13 protein-coding genes are annotated in these 17736 nt (G+C 74.1%); 3 read left to right on the forward strand and 10 right to left on the reverse strand.

The features are described from left to right. Nucleotides 1-23 precede the first annotated feature (23 nt). Nucleotides 24-1565 (forward strand): ABC1 kinase family protein, encoded by a 1542-nt coding sequence (locus tag ACIQGQ_RS00185; protein WP_402388683.1) that lies wholly within the window; start codon nucleotides 24-26, stop codon nucleotides 1563-1565. A 55-nt stretch (nucleotides 1566-1620) separates the two neighbouring features. Here ACIQGQ_RS00185 and ACIQGQ_RS00190 read toward each other — a convergent pair whose 3' ends face one another. From ACIQGQ_RS00190 to ACIQGQ_RS00210, 5 genes are all read right to left on the reverse strand, one after another. After that, complete coding sequence (locus ACIQGQ_RS00190) at nucleotides 1621-1836, reverse strand: hypothetical protein (protein ID WP_402388685.1); 216 nt, start codon at nucleotides 1834-1836, stop codon at nucleotides 1621-1623. Nucleotides 1837-2276: 440 nt separating this feature from the next. Continuing rightward, entirely contained in the window at nucleotides 2277-2627 is a 351-nt protein-coding gene (locus ACIQGQ_RS00195; protein ID WP_402388688.1) for a hypothetical protein, read from the reverse strand. Beyond that, entirely contained in the window at nucleotides 2624-3010 is a 387-nt protein-coding gene (locus ACIQGQ_RS00200) for a WhiB family transcriptional regulator (protein WP_352278330.1), read from the reverse strand. Before ACIQGQ_RS00200 ends, ACIQGQ_RS00195 begins: the two co-directional genes overlap by 4 nt. 173 nt (nucleotides 3011-3183) lie before the next feature. Next, nucleotides 3184-3519, reverse strand: a complete 336-nt coding sequence (locus ACIQGQ_RS00205; protein ID WP_402388691.1) for a hypothetical protein — start codon at nucleotides 3517-3519, stop codon at nucleotides 3184-3186. Nucleotides 3520-3684: 165 nt separating this feature from the next. Then, the gene (locus ACIQGQ_RS00210) at nucleotides 3685-5886 is read right to left on the reverse strand and encodes an ATP-dependent DNA helicase UvrD2 (RefSeq protein WP_402388694.1); all 2202 of its coding nucleotides are present in this window, start codon (nucleotides 5884-5886) and stop codon (nucleotides 3685-3687) included. 224 nt (nucleotides 5887-6110) lie between these two features. Between ACIQGQ_RS00210 and ACIQGQ_RS00215 the strand changes: the two genes are divergently transcribed. Then, the gene (locus tag ACIQGQ_RS00215; protein ID WP_366292978.1) at nucleotides 6111-6365 is read left to right on the forward strand and encodes a mycoredoxin; all 255 of its coding nucleotides are present in this window, start codon (nucleotides 6111-6113) and stop codon (nucleotides 6363-6365) included. A 78-nt stretch (nucleotides 6366-6443) separates the two neighbouring features. On the opposite strand, the gene nudC is transcribed toward ACIQGQ_RS00215, so the two are convergent. Then, a complete protein-coding gene (nudC, locus tag ACIQGQ_RS00220) occupies nucleotides 6444-7391 on the reverse strand; it encodes an NAD(+) diphosphatase (RefSeq protein WP_402388698.1) in 948 nt (315 codons plus the stop codon). Between the two features lie 43 nt (nucleotides 7392-7434). Then, complete coding sequence (locus ACIQGQ_RS00225; protein WP_402388701.1) at nucleotides 7435-8829, reverse strand: dipeptidase; 1395 nt, start codon at nucleotides 8827-8829, stop codon at nucleotides 7435-7437. Between the two features lie 175 nt (nucleotides 8830-9004). Here ACIQGQ_RS00225 and ACIQGQ_RS00230 point away from each other — a divergent pair, with 175 nt between their 5' ends. After that, nucleotides 9005-9742, forward strand: coding sequence for a hypothetical protein (locus ACIQGQ_RS00230; RefSeq protein WP_402388704.1), 738 nt, complete (start codon nucleotides 9005-9007; stop codon nucleotides 9740-9742). Between the two features lie 21 nt (nucleotides 9743-9763). On the opposite strand, the gene ACIQGQ_RS00235 is transcribed toward ACIQGQ_RS00230, so the two are convergent. The 3 genes from ACIQGQ_RS00235 to ACIQGQ_RS00245 all read right to left on the reverse strand — a co-directional run bounded on the left by ACIQGQ_RS00235 (nucleotide 9764) and on the right by ACIQGQ_RS00245 (nucleotide 17589). Beyond that, nucleotides 9764-13273, reverse strand: coding sequence for a UvrD-helicase domain-containing protein (locus ACIQGQ_RS00235; protein WP_402388707.1), 3510 nt, complete (start codon nucleotides 13271-13273; stop codon nucleotides 9764-9766). 65 nt (nucleotides 13274-13338) lie between these two features. Beyond that, nucleotides 13339-16884 (reverse strand): ATP-dependent helicase, encoded by a 3546-nt coding sequence (locus tag ACIQGQ_RS00240; RefSeq protein ID WP_402388710.1) that lies wholly within the window; start codon nucleotides 16882-16884, stop codon nucleotides 13339-13341. 300 nt (nucleotides 16885-17184) lie between these two features. Beyond that, complete coding sequence (locus tag ACIQGQ_RS00245) at nucleotides 17185-17589, reverse strand: MGMT family protein (protein WP_402388713.1); 405 nt, start codon at nucleotides 17587-17589, stop codon at nucleotides 17185-17187. Nucleotides 17590-17736 lie beyond the last annotated feature (147 nt).

Consider the following 17736-nt stretch of genomic DNA (forward strand, 5'->3'; position numbering starts at 1 on the left):
CGGTCTGGGATTTGGAGGGGCTCATGTCTGATCTTCCCCGGAAAGCGGTCACCCGTACCGCCAAGCTGGCCGCCCTGCCTCTGGGCTTCGCGGGCCGGGCGACGTGGGGTCTGGGCAAGCGGATCGGCGGGAGATCGGCGGAGCTGGTCGCCCGGGAGGTGCAGCAGCGCACCGCGGACCAGCTGTTCCGCGTTCTGGGTGAGTTGAAGGGAGGGGCGATGAAACTCGGCCAGGCACTGTCGGTGTTCGAGTCGGCCCTGCCGGAGGAGGTCGCCGGACCGTACCGGGCGGCCCTCACCAAGCTGCAGGAAGCCGCGCCCCCGATGCCCAGTGACACCGTGCACGCGGTGCTGGCGGAGCGGCTCGGGGAGGACTGGCGGGAGCTGTTCCTCACGTTCGACGACAGGCCGTCGGCCGCCGCCTCGATCGGCCAGGTGCACCGGGCGGTGTGGCACGACGGGCGGGCCGTCGCGGTGAAGGTGCAGTATCCGGGTGCCGGGGAGGCGCTGCTCTCGGATCTGACCCAGCTCAGCAGATTCGCCCGTCTGCTCGGCCCGTTGATCCCCGGGATGGACATCAAGCCCCTGATCACGGAGTTGCGCGACCGGGTCTCGGAAGAGCTGGACTACGAGCAGGAGGCCGGCTCGCAGGGGGATCACGCCGAGGAGTTCGCGGACGATCCCGATGTGGTGATCCCCGGAGTGGTGCACCGTTCGGACCAGGTGCTGGTGACGGAGTGGATGGAAGGTGTCCCGCTCGCCGAGGTGATCGCCGGGGGTACGCCGGAGCAGCGGGACCGGGCCGGACAGCTGTTGGCGCGCTTCCTCTTCTCGGGGCCGGCGCGCACCGGTCTGCTGCACGCGGACCCGCACCCGGGCAACTTCCGGCTGCTGCCGCCGGAGGACGAAGGAGCAGGGGAAGGGATCTCGGGGTCGGGGGACGGCGGCGGGTCCGACCGGACCGGGGAGTGGCGGCTCGGGGTACTGGACTTCGGAACGGTGGACCGGCTTCCGGGCGGCCTGCCGGAGATCATCGGGGAATCCCTGCGGCTGACCCTGTCGGGCGAGGCGGAAGCGGTGTACGAACTGCTGCGGGGGGAGGGCTTCGTCAAGGAGACGATCGATCTCGACCCCGACGCGGTGCTGGACTACCTCCTGCCGATCATCGAACCGGCGCAGGTGGAGGAGTTCACGTTCACCCGGAGCTGGATGCGCAACCAGGCGGCACGGATCGCCGATCCCCGCTCCCCCGCCCACCAATTGGGCAAGCAGTTGAATCTGCCGCCCGCGTATCTGCTGATACACCGGGTGACGCTGAGCACGATCGGGGTGCTGTGCCAGTTGAACGCGACGGTGCGGCTGCGCGAGGAGCTCGACGCCTGGCTGCCGGGCTTCCTGCCGCAGGATGAACCGGATACGGACCGGGTGGCCGCGGACGGCCCCGCCGTGAGCGGGTCGGCCGAGGGTGGCCCGGAGGCGAGCGGAGCGGGGATGGACGAGCCGGAGCCGAGCGGGAAGGGGCTCGTGGTGCAGGAGTTGGCGGGCGACGCACCGTCAGGGGCATAGCGGGCCGGCCGGCCGACGGGCACGAGGGCAGGGACAGGCCCGCCGCAGTGGGCCGTCACCACCAGGCGGAGTCGAGGCGGCCCTCGATCGCCCTGATGTGGGTGCGGGCGCAGGTATCGCAGAAGTACTGGCGCCTGCCGTTCTCCACGGAACAGAGCCAGGTCGGCGGTACGTCCTCGCCCTCGGCCGAGGTGCCGCACAAGGCGCAGACGACGGGAGCGTCGTCGCCCGGCGCGGGCTCCTCGGTCCGGTGCGGCTTCTCCTCGTCCATCTCGTGACGATAACGCCGTTCCCGGCATGTCGCGCGGCGTCGTCCGGCGCCCCCGGACAGCACGACCGCGGGGCCGGTCCGTCCGGACCGGCCCCGCGGAAGGGGTACTGCTTGTCGGGTTCGCGTACCGCTGCGGGGCTCGAACCCCTGCCGGGCAGAGAGCGGCTGCCCGGCAGTGAGGTGGCCGGCGCAGGGCGCGGCCGGTGCCTGGCTAGGGCGTGTTTCGAAAGTGGCGTCGTCTGCCCGGAGGGCAGGCCCGGAGGGCAGGCCCGGGGGTGTCCGGTGCGTGCGATCGCAAGGCGGAGGGTCGCCCCGATACTGGATGTATCGGAGTGATCCCGACAACGCGGCGAGCAATGGGGGCTCCCCTGCTCGAGCGGAGCCGAGAGCTCGGGGAAGTGCCGGACACCCCCGGGCAGACGGGACTTTCGAAACACGCCCTAGTGCATGACCGCCATGGCCAGTGCCCGGCGGGCACGCATCGAGGCGCGCTCGGCCCGGCGCTGCATCCGGCGCGCGTTGACCAGGCGCACGGCCTGTCGCTGCGAGTCGGCCTCCTGCAGGCGCTCGTGCATATGGGCACGGGCCAGGGCTTCTGGGATGAGTTGCATGGCGCGGGTTCTGTTCTGACGCGAGTCGTTCGCGCCGATGATCGTGACGTTCGGTGTTGCGGAGCCGACGGGCTCGTGGGTGGGGACGGACATTTCTGCCTGATTTCGGGGATCGTGGGTGTGGGGACGGTCGATGGTGCCGATGCGTTGGGGGGCCGTGGCCCCCAGTCCGGCGATCACGCCGCGACCGGGTTCTTGCGCGGACGGCCACGCGGCCGCTTCCGGGCGACGACGACACCCTGGATGAAGAGCTCGCCACCCCAGACACCCCACGGCTCGCGGCGCTCCTTGGCGCCCGCGAGGCAGGCCTCGACGAGCGGGCAGGTACGGCAGAGGGACTTGGCGTACTCGACGTCGGCGGGCGACTCCGCGAAGAAGACCTCCGGGTCGTAGGAGCGGCACGGGACGGGGACGCCGAGGTTCTCGATGGCGTCGTCGAGCGCGGTGAGCGCGGTGAGGGGGGCGAGGGGGGCGAGGGGGGTCAAGGTGGAGTCCTCCGTGAGGCCGGGCGGCGGGAGCGTGTCGGAAGTCGGTACGGACGGGGCGTGCGTTTCGAGTTGCACGGTGGGTGGTGTCCTCGTCTGGTCGTTCCGGCCTGTTGGCCGAGTGGCGGCTGGTACCGGGTGGTGCTTGTCCCGAGGCCCCTTCGCGTCGTCTCGTCCGTTGGGACAAAACAAAAGGGCCGCGGATCCCGAGTGGGGTTCCGCGGCCCTGAAGGCGCCGGCCTGATGGTGCATCAGGCTGGATGACTCCAGGGTTCAGGCCCACGGAAGGCCCACATCGTGTGGTGCTGCTTCATCTGCTGCTTGGCGCCGGCTTCAGCTCCCGCACCGACGGCGGCAAAGGCATAGGCGTGGGCCTGTCCCTTCGCTACTGCTGCTGCCGGTGCCAGAGCCGGTCGCTCATTGCGCTCCTGCACCGGGAGGCTCGCCGGGGACAGCGGACGGACGGCGGGAATGCCGGACAGACCGGTGCCACGGAGCGAGGACTCGGAAGAGCAGGCGAGGCCGAGCGAGCAGGCGGAGACGACCGAAAGATCGGTCATTTTGTTGGTGCTGATGATGCTGATCACTTCAATCGCCTCCTCTCGGCGTCTCGGGCGGACCGGCGGGCCGGTCCTACGTATTCGGATAAGTACAGCACGGACCCAAGGCTTCCGAGAAGCCGTTGTTTCCGTGGTTAAGAACCTATGGTGATGACTGGTGCGGGCGCAAACTATTTTTCCGACGAGTTTTCCTCACTCCTCGCCTGCGCCCTCGCCGAGCGCTTCCTCCACCGTCCCACCTGCGCAAATGGCCAGAACGGCGGTTCCGAACCGGCCCAGCTTCCGCGCGCCGACCCCGGCGATCACCGCCAGGTCGCCCGCACTGCCCGGTACGGCCTCGGCGATCGCCATCAGTGTCTTGTCCGTGAACACGCAGTACGCGGGCTGGCCGATCTCCCGGGCCCTGGCCGCGCGCCAGTCGCGCAGCCGCTCGTACAGGGCCTCGTCCATGTCGGAGGGGCAGTCCTCGCAGCGCATCAGCTTCATCTCTCCGGCGTCGGTGAGGGTCCTGCCGCAGACCCGGCACCGGGCGGGGCCCCGGCGGCCCCGTCTGGCGGCGGCCGGTCCCGCGCCCCGTTCGATCCCGCCGCCGCCCGTGCCGCGCGCACTGCGGGTTCCGAGTGGGCCGGAGCCCGGGCGCAGGCCGCTGAGGAAGCGGCTCGGGCGCCGCCCGGCACGGCCGCCGGGAGAGCGGGCGAGCGACCACGACAGCGTCAGATGGAGCCGGGCCCGGGTGACGCCGACGTAGAGGAGCCGACGTTCCTCCTCGACCTGCTCGTCGGTCCTGGCGTACGCGATCGGCATCATGCCCTCGGTCAGCCCGACCAGGAACACCGCGTCCCACTCCAGGCCCTTCGCGGAGTGGAGGGAGGCGAGGGTGACGCCCTGGATCGTGGGGGCGTGCTGGGCGGCGGCCCGTTCGTCGAGCTCCGCCACCAGGTCGGAGAGGGTCGCGCCGGGCCTGGCCCGTTCGAAGTCCTCGGCGAGGCGGACCAGGGCGGCCAGGGACTCCCAGCGGTCGCGCACCGCGCCGGAGCCCGCGGGGGGCTCCGAGGTCCATCCTTTGGTGGAGAGCACCGCGCGCACCTCCGCGGGCAGTCCCTCGGCGTCGTCGAGCAGGGAGTCGTTGCCCCCGGCGCGGGCGGCGCCGCGCAGGGCGACGCCCGCCTCCCGTACCTCGGCGCGTTCGAAGAAGCGCTCCGCGCCCCGGAGCTGGTAGGGCACACCGGCGTCGGACAGGGCCTGCTCGTAGACCTCGGACTGCGAGTTGACCCGGTAGAGCACGGCGATGTCGCCGGCCGGGACGCCTGCGGCGATCAGGTCGCGGATGCGGCGGGCGGTGCCCTCGGCCTCCGATGGCTCGTCCGCGTACTCCGTGTAGGCGGGCTCGGGGCCGGGGTCGCGCTGCGAGACCAGTTCGAGCCGGTGCTCGGCGGCCCGGCCCCGGGCCTGGCCGAGCAGCCCGTTGGCCAGGTGGACGACCTGGGGGGTGGAGCGGTAGTCGCGGACCAGCTTGACCACCGTGGCCCTGGGGTGGCGGGTGCGGAAGTTCAGCAGGTGCTCGGGGGTGGCGCCGGTGAAGGAGTAGATCGTCTGGCTGGCGTCGCCGACGACGCAGAGGCTGTCGCGGTCGCCGAGCCAAAGGTCGAGCAGCCGCTGCTGGAGCGGGCTCACGTCCTGGTACTCGTCGACGACGAAGTGCTGGTACTGGCGGCGGACGTGGTCGGCGATGTCGTGGCGGTCCTGGAGGATGGCGACCGTGAGAAGCAGCACGTCCTCGAAGTCGATCACCGAGCGGTCGCGCTTCAGCTCCTCGTACGTGGCGTAGATCTGGGCGATCTCCGCCGGGTCGCGGGGGGCGTCGCGCTGGGTCTTGGCGACCACGGCCGGGTAGTCGGCGGGGACGGTCTGCGTGACCTTGGACCATTCGATCTCGCTGGTGACGTCCCGCAGCTCGTTGCGGTCGAGGCGGATGCGGCAGCGGGCCGCCGCCTCGGCGACCAGCTGGACCTTGCGCTCCAGCAGCCGGGGCAGCTCGCCCCCGACCGCCTTCGGCCAGAAGTACTGGAGCTGGCGCAGGGCGGCGGAGTGGAACGTACGCGCCTGGACACCGCCCGCGCCGAGCTGGCGGAGCCGGCCGCGCATCTCGCCGGCGGCCCGGTTGGTGAAGGTGACGGCCAGCACGCTGCTCGGCTGGAGGATCCCGGCGCGCACCCCGTAGGCGATGCGGTGGGTGATCGCACGCGTCTTGCCCGTACCGGCTCCGGCCAGCACGCACACCGGGCCGTGCAGGGCCGTGGCGACCTCGCGCTGCTCGGGGTCCAGGCCTTCGAGCACGGCGTCGGCCGACTCGGGGACCTGGGGGAAGAGGGAGGAATGCGTTGCTGCTGTCACTCCGCCCATGCTGCCAGGTCGGCGGGGACGGGTGCGGTGGGTCGTCCACAGGCGGGCCGTATTCGTCGTACCGGTCCCGGCGGGGAATGGTGGTCGCCCTGTGTACGTTGCCCTTCCGTGCGGTGACGCACGGTCCGGCTTCTCCGTGACGGACTTCTCCGTGTGACGGACGGGACGGGCGAGATGGACGAGACGACCATGCGACAACAGAGGAGCGCGAAGACATGTCGGGCACTGTGACGATGTACAGCACCACGTGGTGCGGCTACTGCCGTCGGCTGAAGAGCCAGATGGACCGTGAGGGCATCGCCTACAACGAGATCAACATCGAGCAGGACCCGGAGTCCGCCGCCTTCGTCGAGAAGGCCAACGGCGGCAACCAGACCGTTCCCACCGTCCTGGTCGTCGGCTCGACCGGCGCCGAGGCCGTCATGACGAACCCGTCGCTGGCGCAGGTGAAGCAGGCGCTCGCCGCCTGATCCGCGTGCCGGCGCGCCCCACGCCCCTTCCGGTGCCGTGCTCGGCCGGAGGGGGCGTCGGCGTGTCCCGCGGGCGGGTCAGCCGAGGCTGCCGGGCTTCGGGAGCGGCTTGCCGTACCAGAGCTCGATCAGCCGTGCAGCGATGGAGATGCCGTACGGGGGCATGACCTCGCCGGACTCGAAGGCGGCGGTCAGGTCCTCGCGGGAGAACCAGCGGGCCTCCTCGATCTCCTCGCCGTCCACGTTGATCTCGGAGCTGGTGGCGCGGGCCATGAAGCCGAGCATCAGGCTGGACGGGAAGGGCCAGGGCTGGCTGGCGACGTACTCGACCTCGCCGACCGTGACGCCCGCCTCCTCGAAGACCTCGCGGGCCACCGACTGCTCGATCGATTCGCCGGGCTCGACGAAGCCCGCGAGCGTCGAGAAGCGGCCCTCGGGCCAGTGCACCTGGCGGCCGAGCAGGGCGCGGTCCTGTTCGTCCGTCACGAGCATGATCACCGCGGGGTCGGTGCGCGGGTAGTGCTCGGCGCCGCAGGCCGGGCAGCGGCGGATGTGACCGGCCGCCGCGATGACCGTCCGCTCGCCGCAGCGGGAGCAGAAGCGGTGCAGGCGCTGCCAGTTCTCCAGGGCGACCGCGTGCACCATCAGGCTCGCGTCGCGCGGGCCGAGGAGCAGGCCCGCCTCGCGCAGTCCGGCCGGGCGGGCCGGCTGGTCCATACGGCCGGGCAGGGAGTCCTTCTGGAGCGCGAAGTAGCTGACGCCGTCCTCGTCGGTGCCGAGGAAGTAGCGGTGGGTCTCGGTGAGCGGGGCCTCGAAGGCCGGGGTCATGACGATCTCGGTGGAGCCGTCGGCCGAGTCGTCGATCAGCACCTGGCCGCCGGAGACGACGAACACACGGGTGGTCGGGTGGCTCCACGCGGCGGACAGCCAGGCCTCGTCGAGGCGGTGGTGGGCGGCGCGGTCGATGCCGCTGGGCGCGGTCAGGCCGATGGGCCGGACCGCGGCGGCGTTGTCGAAGGTGCTCACAGGTGCTTCCTACTCCCCCGGGGTGGAATCGGGTGTTCAGGACTCAGCGGAGTGCGGCGGCCAGCTCGCCCCACAGGTACGCGGCCGTCTCCACGCCCTTGAGGAGGAGGTCCAGCTCGACCTTCTCGTTGGGGGCGTGCCAGCCGTCCGACGGTACGGAGATGCCCAGGAAGAGGACGGGGGCGCCGAGCACGTCCTGGAGGTCGGCGGCGGGCCCCGAGCCTCCCTCGCGGGTGAAGAGGACCTTCTGGCCGAAGGCCCGTCCCATGGCGCGGGCCACCGCCTGGAGTGCGGGGTGGTCGAGCGGGGTCAGGCAGGGGCGGGTGGCCGGGGCGAAGGTGATCCGGTGCCGGATGCCGGCGGGGATCCGCGCCTCGGCCCAGGTCCGGACGGCCCGCTGGACGTGGTCGGGGTCCTGGCCCGCGACGAGCCGGAAGCTGATCTTGACCAGGGCGGAGGACGGGATGATCGTCTTGCTGCCGTCTCCCTGGTAGCCGCCGCCGATGCCGTTGACCTCGGCGGTGGGGCGGGCCCAGACGCGCTCCAGGGTGGAGTAGCCGGCCTCGCCGGACGCGGCGCGGGACTTGGCGGTGTGCAGCCAGGCCGCCTCGTCGAAGGGCAGCTCGGCGAAGAGCGCCCGCTCGGTGTCGGTGAGTCCGGTCACTCCGTCGTAGAAACCGGGGATCGCGACCCGGCCGTCCGCGTCGTGCAGCGCGGCGACGAGCCGGGCGACGGCGGTCGCCGGGTTGGGGACCGCGCCGCCGAACGAGCCGGAGTGGATGTCCTGCTCGGGGCCGTCCAGGACGATCTCGCACTCGGCGAGGCCGCGCATGCCGGTGCAGACCGTGGGGGTCGTCTCGTTCCACATGCCGGTGTCGGAGACGATCACGGCGTCGGCGGCGAGGCGGGCGACCCGCTCCTCGACCAGGGCGCGGAAATGCGGCGAGCCGGACTCCTCCTCGCCCTCGATCAGGAGCTTGAGGTGGACGGCGGGGGTGGTGCGGCCGGTGGCGGCGAGGTGGGCCCGGACGCCGAGCGTGTGGAAGAACACCTGCCCCTTGTCGTCGGCGGCGCCCCGCCCGTACATCCGGCCGTCGCGGACCACCGGCTCGAACGGGTCGGTGTCCCAGCCGTCCTCGCGGGCGGCGGGCTGCACGTCGTGGTGGCCGTAGACCAGGACGGTCGGGGCGTCCGGGTCGTCGGAGGGCCACTCGGCGAAGACCGCGGGGGCGCCGGGCGTCTCCCAGATCTCCGCGACCGGGAAGCCGGTCTCCTTGAGCTTGGCGGACAGCCACTCGGCGCTGCGCCGTACGTCCCCGTCGTGGACCGGCTGGGCGGACACGGACGGGATGCGCAGCCAGTCGGCGAGGTCGTCGAGGAAGGCGGCGCGGTGCTGCTCGGTGTACGTACGGACGGCGCTGTCCGGGGTGTCGCTCATGGCCACGAGCCTAGTGCCTCCCCCGACGGGGTCCGTTCCGCGCAGGGTGTCGGGGCCCGCGGCCCGCTCGGGGGGCCGTACGGCTGTCGGCGGGGCCCCTCCTCCAGTTGAATGACTCCGCCGAACGGTTCCGGGGGACGGTGCCCGGTGCCCGGCCGCGAAGGGGGAGAGCGGGTTGAGCAGTTCAGGTGGGGGAACGCCGCCGCGCCGGCGCACCGGTGAGGCGGCGGCCTGGGTCTCGGCGGTCACGGCGGTGGCCGGTCTGCTGCTGGCGGTGTTCGGGATTCCGCTCGTCGGCGGCTCGCCGGTCAACCGGGGCGTCGCCGACCACGCGGACGCCCCGGCGGCGTCGCAGTCGCCCGCGCCATCGCAGGAGTCGCCGGAGTCACAGGAGTCGCCTGAATCACAGGGCTCACCGGAGCCGCAGTCGTCAGCGCCCCCGGCCGTGCCCGAGGGGTGGCACCGGGTCCGGGAGGCCGGTCTCACGGTCGCCTTCGCCGTACCGGACGGCTGGACCCGGACGAGGCGGAACGGCATCCAGAGCAACTGGGCCTCCCCGGACGGTACCCATGAGATGAGCGTGAAACGGGACACGTCGTACGGGGCGACCGCCGAGGCGGCCGCCGAAGGGCAGCTCGCCTGGTACCGCGACACCGCGAAGTCGTCGATGGCCGGGCTCACGGCCGTCCGCCACACCACCCGGCAGAACGGCCGCGCGGCCCTCTGGCTGGAGATCGACTACCACTGGGCGGGCCAGAGCCGGGCCCGCAAGCGCGTCGAGGTGTTCGTCCCGGGCACCGCGGGCCGGGTCTACCAGCTGCTCCTCGACACCACAGCGACCACCGGCGGCCTCGCCGCGCAGCGGCGGCTCTTCGCGACCGCGCGCGGGCAGCTCCTGATCGACCGGCCCTGAACCGGCCGCGCGGGGCGGCGGTCAGCCGCGCGGGGGCGGCTCGTCCAGCAGGATGCGCTCCAGCTCGGCCCGGCCCGGGAGGCGGGTGGGGCGGGCGGTCTCCCCGGTGCGCACGTAGAGGAACGTGGCGGTGACGTCGGTCAGCGGCAGCCCGTGCAGCTCGGCCCAGGCCAGGCGGTAGACCGCGAGCTGGAGGGGGTCGGCGGTGTGGGCGCGGGTGGTCTTCCAGTCGACGATCTCGTACGTGTCCCCGGTGCGGTAGACGGCGTCGATGCGGCCCCGGACCACCCGTCCGGCCAGGGTGATCTGGAACGGCGTCTCGACGCGGTACGGGGTGCGGCGGGCGTACGGGGTGCGCTCGAACGCCTCCTTGAGCGCGGCGAGGTCGCGTTCGTCGGCGATCTCGGCGTCGTTCCCGTCCCCGCCGGGCAGCTCGTCGGGGCCGAGCATGGGCAGGGGCAGCTCCTCGAAGCGGGACTCCACCCAGGCGTGGAACCGGGTGCCCCGGCGGGCGGCCGGCTGCGGCGGTCTCGGCATGGGGCGGGCCAGCTCCTGGGCGAAGCCGTCGGGGTCGTCGGCGAGGCGCAGCAGCTGGGTGGCGGAGAGCGAGGCCGGTACGACCACGTCGCGCACGGTGGCGCGGGCGCGGCGCAGCTCCCCGGCGAGGGCGTCGAGGTCGCGGTCCCAGGAGGCGAGGGTGCGTGCCTCCTCGGGGGTGAGGCGGTGCTCCCCGGCGGGGCCGGGGGCGGGCTCGGGCTCGGGTGTGCGGGCCGCCGGGACGTGCGGGGCGGACGGGGGCGGGGGCTGCGTGGGCAGGGCGTCCCAGTCGTCGGCGTACCGCTCCTCGTCGGGGAACCCGGGGGGCTCCACGTCGGGGAAGGGCGCCTCCTCGTCCGGGAAGGGGGGCGGGGCGTCGGGGAAGGGGGCCTCGTCGTCCTCGAACGCGGACCCGCCGCGCGGGACCGGCTGCCGGTCGCCGCCCGGGAACGGCCCGGCCGGCCCTCCCGCGCCCGCCCCGGCCAGGGCATCCAGATGGGCCGTCACCGCGTCCGCCGCGGCCCTGCGCCGGGTCAGCGCGAGGTCGTCCAGCGGCAGCGGCCACGCCTGGTCGGCAGTCTCCTCGCCGAGGGCCGGGTTCTCCGCGTCCTCGGCCGGTTCGTCGGCCCAGACCTCGATCTCGCCGTACCCGGCCGCGCAGTGCTCGTACAGCGCGTGCAGGAAGGGGGACGGGCCGCGCGGCTTCTTCTGGGACGGGCCCCACCAGTGGCCGGAGCCGAGCAGCAGGCTGCGGGGCCGGGTGAAGGTGACGTACCCCAGCCGGAGCTCCTCGGTGTGCTGGTGCTCCTTCATCTCCTCCTTGAATGCCTTGAGGCCCTTGGCGTCCCATGTGCGGACGTCGGGGAGCGTCGCCCGGTCGCCGCGCAGGGCGTGCGGGAGGACCTGGGCCTGGGCGGTCCAGGCGTCGCGGGACTGGCCGCTGGGGAACTGGCCGCCGACCAGGCCGGGCACGGCGACGACGTCCCACTCCAGGCCCTTGGACTTGTGGGCGGTGAGCACCTTGACGGTGTTCTCGCCGCCGGGCAGGGCATTGTCCAGGCCCTTCTCGTACTGGACGGCGGTGCGCAGGAAGCCGAGGAAGGCGAGGAGGGTGGCGTCGCCCTCGACGGCGGAGAACCGGGCCGCGACGTCCAGGAAGTTGCCGAGGGTCTCCCTGCGGCGGGCGGCCAGCGCCTGCGGGGAGGCGGACAGCTCGACCTCCAGGCCGGTGGCGGCGAGCACCCGGTGCAGCACGTCCATCAGCGGGTCGGCCAGGGAGCGGCGCAGCTCGCGCAGCTCGGCGGCGAGCCGGGCGAAGCGGATCCGGGCCCCGGCGGAGAACGGAAGGCCGTCGTCCGCCTCGCCACCCGCTTCGAGGAAGGTGTCCAGCGCGTCGGCGAGCGAGACCACCTCGGCCGGGTCGACCCCCTCGACGGCCTCGGCGAGGCGGCGGTCCGGGTCGAAGTCCTCGTCGTCGGCGTGGGCCGCGCGGTGCACGAGGAGCCGGGCGCGGCGGCCGAGCAGGGCCAGGTCGCGCGGGCCGATCCGCCAGCGGGGGCCGGTGAGCAGCCGGACCAGGGAGGCGTTGGCGCCGGGGTCCTGGAGGACCTCGCAGACCGCGACGAGATCGGCGACCTCGGGCAGGTGCAGCAGCCCGGACAGCCCGACGACCTCGACCGGGACGTCCCGCGCCACCAGGGCGGCCTGGATCCGGGGGAAGTCGCCCGCGGTACGGCACAGGACGGCGATCTCGCCGGGTGCCCTGCCGGTCCGTACGAGGTGGGCGATGGAGTCGGCGAGCCAGTCGATCTCCTCGGCGTGGGTGGGCAGCAGGGCGCAGCGGACGGTGCCGTCGCGCTCGGCGCCGGGGGCGGGGCGCAGCGCCTCGACGCCCTCGTGCATGGCGCGCAGCGGTGCGGCGAGGCCGTTGGCGAGGTGCAGGAGGCAACCGCCGCTGCGGCGGTTCTCACTGAGCGAGTGGCGGGTGGCGGGGGTGCCGTCGGCGTGCGGGAAGTGGTGCGGGAAGTCGTCGAGGTTGGCGACGGAGGCGCCGCGCCAGCCGTAGATCGCCTGGCAGGGGTCGCCGACGGCGGTGACGGCGTGGCCGGTCACGCCCGCGGGGCCGCTCCCGAAGAGGGCGGAGAGCAGCAGCCGCTGGGCGACGGAGGTGTCCTGGTACTCGTCGAGGAGCACGACGCGGAACTCGTCGCGCAGGATCGTGCCGACCTCGGGGCGGGTGAGGGCCAGCTCGGCGGAGAGCGCGATCTGGTCGCCGAAGTCGAGGAGGTCGCGGCTCCGTTTGGCGTCGCGGTAGCGCCGGGTCAGCTGGAGCAGCTCGCGGCGGGCCTCGGCGGTCTCGGGGATCCGACGCAGCTCGGCGTTGCTGAGCCGGGCCGAGGCGAGCGTGTCCAGCAGGCCGGTGTCGTACTCCGCGAGCTGTTCGGGGCGTACGAGATGCTCGGCCAGCTCGGCGTCCAGGGCCAGCAGATCGCTGACGAGGCTGGGGAACGACCTGGTCAGGGCCGGGTACGGGCCGGGGGCCTCGCGCAGCACGCGGGCGGCGAGCTGGTAGCGGGTGGCGTCGGCAAGGAGGCGGGTGGTCGGTTCGAGCCCGATGCGCAGCCCGTGCTCGGTGAGGAGCCGGCCGGCGAAGGCGTGGTACGTGGAGATGCTGGGCTCGCCCGGGGGGTGGTCCGGATCGATGGCGTCCGGATCGGTGACCCCGGCGGCGATCAGGGCCTTGCGGACGCGCTCGGCGAGCTCGGCGGCCGCCTTGTTGGTGAAGGTGAGCCCGAGGACCTGCTCGGGGGCGACCTGGCCGGTGCCCACCAGCCACACCACACGGGCCGCCATGACCGTGGTCTTCCCCGAACCGGCTCCGGCCACGATCACCTGCGGGGCGGGCGGCGCGGTGATGCAGGCCGTCTGCTCCGGGGTGAACGGAATCCCCAGGAGCTCCTTGAGCTGCTCGGGATCGGTGATACGCGGGGACACCCCAGAAAGGCTAACCGGCCCCACCGACAACCGGCGGCGCCGAGGACCGCCGCCCCTCCCCCCGCTCACTCCACGACGTGGCGGCCCTCCGGCTGGGCGCTGCACGAGGCCCGGAAGGCGCAGTGCGTGCAGTGCTGGCCGGTCGTGGGGGTGAAGCGCTCGTCCAGGACCCGGCCCGCGGCGGTGGCCAGCAGTTCGGGCACCCACTCCCCGGCGAGGGGTTCCTGCGCCTGCACCTTGGGCAGGGTCTCGCCGCCCTCCTTCTTGGGGGCGGGCTGGCGCAGCTGGACGAGTTCGGCGCCGCCCGGCTCGGGGCGGCGGCCGTCGAACACCTCGTCGACCGCGCCCTCCCGGACGGCCAGCTGGTAGACGGCGAGCTGGGGGTGGTGGGCGACCTCGTCCCTGGTCGGGGCCTGTTTGCCGGTCTTGAAGTCGACGACGTAGGCCCGGCCGTCGGCGTCCTGCTCGACCCGGTCCATGGAGCCGCGGATGCGCACCTCGTACTCGCCCGCCTCCAGGGTCACGTCGAAGTCGTGCTCGCTGGCGACGGCGGTGCGCCCGGCGCGGTCCATGACGTGCCAGCGCAGGAAGCGTTCGAGGGCGGCCCGGGCCTGCTCCTTCTCCTGCCCGGACTTCCAGGGGGCGTCGAAGACCAGCCCGTCCCAGACCGAGTCCAGCCGCTCCATCAGGACGGCGAGGTCGGCGGGGGTGCGCCCGGAGGCCACCTCGTCGGCCAGTACGTGGACGACGTTGCCGAAGCCCTGGGCGGCCGTCGCCGGGGCGTCCGCCTTGACCTCGCGGCCGAGGAACCACTGGAGCGCGCAGGTGTGGGCGAGCTGGTCGAGGGCGCTGCCGGAGAGGGCCACGGGCCGGTCCCGGTCGCGGAGCGGGACGGCGGAGCGGGTCGGTTCGTACAGGCCCCACCAGCGGTGGGGGTGGGCGGCGGGGACGAGCGGCAGCCCGTCGTCGTCGGTGAGCGCGGCGAGCCGGGCGAGGCGGCGGGCGGCCTCCTCGCGCAGGGCGTCGGAGGCGGCGGGGTCGACGGTGGTGGCGCGGAGCTCGGCGACGAGCGCGGCGACGGCGAGCGGGCGGCGCGGGCGGCCGGTGACGTCGCGGGGCTCGGCACCCAGCTCGGTGAGGAAGCGGGACGGCTGGTCGCCGTCGTCGGCGGGGGCCTTCACGGCGGTGACGACGAGCCGTTCCCGGGCGCGGGTGGCCGCGACGTAGAAGAGCCGGCGCTCCTCGGCGAGGAGGGCGCCGGGGGTGAGCGGTTCGGCCAGGCCGTCGCGGCCGATCCGGTCCGCCTCCAGCAGCGAGCCGCGGCGGCGCAGGTCCGGCCAGAGCCCTTCCTGTACGCCCGCGACGACGACGAGCCGCCACTCCAGGCCCTTGGAGCGGTGCGCGGTCATCAGCCGTACGGCGTCGGGGCGAACCAGGCGCCGGGAGAGGGTGTCGGCGGCGATGTCCTGGGCGTCGACCTCCTCCAGGAAGTTGAGCGCGCCGCGTCCGCCGGTGCGCTCCTCGGCGCGGGCCGCGGTGTCGAAGAGGGCGCAGACGGCGTCGAGGTCGCGGTCGGCGTTGCGGCCGGCGGCGCCGCCGCGCAGGGCGGAGCGCTCCAGCCGGCCCGGCCACGGGGTGCCGGACCACAGGGCCCACAGGGCCTCCTCCGCGGTGCCGCCGCCTTCGAGGAGCTCGCGCGCCTTGCGCAGGAGCGCGCCGAGGCGCTGGGCGCCGCGGGCGTACGCCGGATCGTGCGTGACGAGCCGTTCGGGCTCGGCGAGCGCGCGGGCCAGCAGGTCCCCGGAGGGCGCGGGGACGCGGACGCCCGCGGCGCGTTCCTCGTCGCGCAGGGCCCGGCCGAGGCGGCGCAGGTCGGCCGCGTCCATGGCGCCGAGCGGGGAGCCGAGCAGGGTCAGCGCGGTCTCGGTGTCCAGCCAGGGGGCTTCGGCCGGGGTGGCGGGGGCGGTTCCCGGGTCGGGCTCGGTTCCCGAGTCGGGCCCGGCTCCCGGGTCGGGCTCGGACAGGGTTTCGGCACCGGGCTCGGCCCCGGGCTCCGGCCCGGCATCCGCACCGGCATCCGCATCCGCATCCGCATCGGCATCGGCATCGGCATCGGCATCGGGCCCAGGGTCCGGCCCCTCCCCTGCCTCTCCCCCGCGCCCTTCCTCCGCGCCCGGCGCACTCCGGCGCACCGCCGCCGTGGCGACCGCGCGCAGGGCGGTGAGCAGCGGGGCCACCGCGGGTTCGTGGCGGAGCGGGAGGTCGTCGCCGTCGACCTCCAGCGGGACGCCCGCCGAGGTCAGGGCCCGGCGCAGCGAGGGGATCGTGCGGCCGCCGGCCCGGACCAGTACGGCCATCTCGCGCCACGGGACGCCGTCCTCCAGATGGGCCCGGCGCAGCAGGTCGGCGATGTTGTCCAGCTCGGTGGAGGCGGTCGGGTAGGTGTACGCCTCCACGGCGCCGCCCTCGCGGACCGCGGCCAGCTCGCGGTGGGCGCGGACCTTCTCCGCGGGCAGCCGGGTCAGCGGCATCCGGCGGGTGAGCAGCCGGGTGGCGGCCAGCAGTTGCCCGGCCGAGCGCCGCGAGGTGGTGAGCACGCCGACCGGGGCGGGGGCGCCGTCCGCCCGCCGGAAGGTCTCGGGGAAGTCCAGGATGCCGTTCACGTCGGCGCCCCGGAAGGCGTAGATCGACTGGTCCGGGTCGCCGAAGGCGATCAGGTCCCGGCCGCCCCCGGCACCCGGGGCGCTCCCCCGGTTCCCGGCCAGCGCGTGCAGCAGCCGCACCTGTGCCGGGTCGGTGTCCTGGTACTCGTCGACGAAGACCGCGTCGTACGCCCCGGCGAGCATCGCCGACACCTCGGGCCGCTCCGCGAGCAGCACGGCCCGGTGCACCAGCTCCGCGTAGTCCAGCACCCCCTGCGCGTCCAGCACGTCCAGGTACTCGGCGAGGAACCCGGCGGCGGCGCCCCAGTCCGGCCGGCCGGTGCGGCGGGCGAAGGCGGCCAGCGCGTCCGGCCCGAGGCCCAGCTCACGGCTGCGGGCCAGCACCGCGCGCACCTCGTCGGCGAAGCCGCGGGTGGTCAGGCAGGCCCGCAGCTCGTCGGGCCAGCGGATGTGCGGGAAGCCGTCCCGCTCCAGCTCCAGCTGGCCGGCGAGGAGCTCGCGCACGGTGACGTCCTGCTCCGGTCCGGAGAGCAGCCGCATCGGTTCGGCGAAGAGGTCGGCGTCCTGGTGGGAGCGGACCAGGGCGTAGCAGAAGGAGTGGAACGTCGTCGCCTGCGGGCCGCGGGCGGCACCGAGGCGGGCGGCCATCCGGTCGCGCAGTTCGACGGCGGCCTTGCGGCTGAAGGTGAGCACCAGGACGCGCGCCGGGTCGGCGCCCCGGGCGATGCGCGCGGCGACCGCCTCGACCAGGGTGGTCGTCTTGCCCGTGCCCGGTCCGGCGAGCACCAGCAGCGGACCGCCGGGGTGGTCAACCACCGCGCGCTGTGCCGCGTCCAGAACAGGAGGGTCCACGGAGCCCGGCGGGGTACGCACCAGCCGGTACGCGACCGCGGACCGCTGCCGTGCCGGGCGGTGCGGACTGTGCCGGGTGGTGGAGGAGGAACTCACGTGGATCGCCGGTCCTGATGGGTGCGCTGATGCCGAGGGTGCCAAAGGTGTCGAAGGTTCCGAAGGTGTCGAGGGTTCCGAATGGGCCGCGGGGCCCCGGGGCCCAGAGTGTCGAAGGGGTCCGGGGTGCCGAGTCCGGGGTACGCGCGGTACGTACCGCGAACCTACGAAGCTACGCCAGTGACGGCACGATCCGGGCCGCCCGCGATGCGTCCCTCGCCACATTCCGCACATTCCGCGACGCCCGGCACCCCGTACGGCCCCGGTGCCGCCCGCCGCGCCGCCGGATGGCGGAAGCTGTCAGGTGTGAGCACCTCGGCCCTCGTCCCGGTCCGCGCCGCCGTCCCCGGTGGTGCCGTCCCACCGTGCCCGTCGCATGTCGAGACGCGGAAGGTGGCCCTCCGCCCCGCGCGGGGCCTCGCGCAGCGGGGTGCCCTCCGCGCGGTAGTGGTCCAGCGCCCGCAGCTCGTGGCCGGGCAGCAGCGACCCGTCCGCGCGCACCACGCGCCACCAGGGCACTGCGGCCCCGTACAGCGTCATGACCCGGCCGACCTGGCGCGGGCCGCCCTCGCCGAGCCACTCGGCGACGTCCCCGTAGGTCATGACCCGGCCGGGCGGGACCAGCTCGACGGCGTCGAGCACCCGCTCCGCGTACTCCGGCAGTTCGTGGACCGGCCCCTCGCCGCCCGCTCGCTGTTGGCTCATCCGCCCCATCCTGCCGTACGCCACCGACATCGCGGCCCGGTCCGCGCGTACCCGGTCATCAGGTGTGCGGGCGGCCGCGAAGGGGCGTATGTTGCGCTTCGCGCATCGGTGCGGCGCACCCTGGCGCCGCCCTCCGCCGCCGGACCG

Source organism: Streptomyces sp. NPDC092952 (assembly GCF_044754785.1).
Classification (GTDB): domain Bacteria; phylum Actinomycetota; class Actinomycetes; order Streptomycetales; family Streptomycetaceae; genus Streptomyces.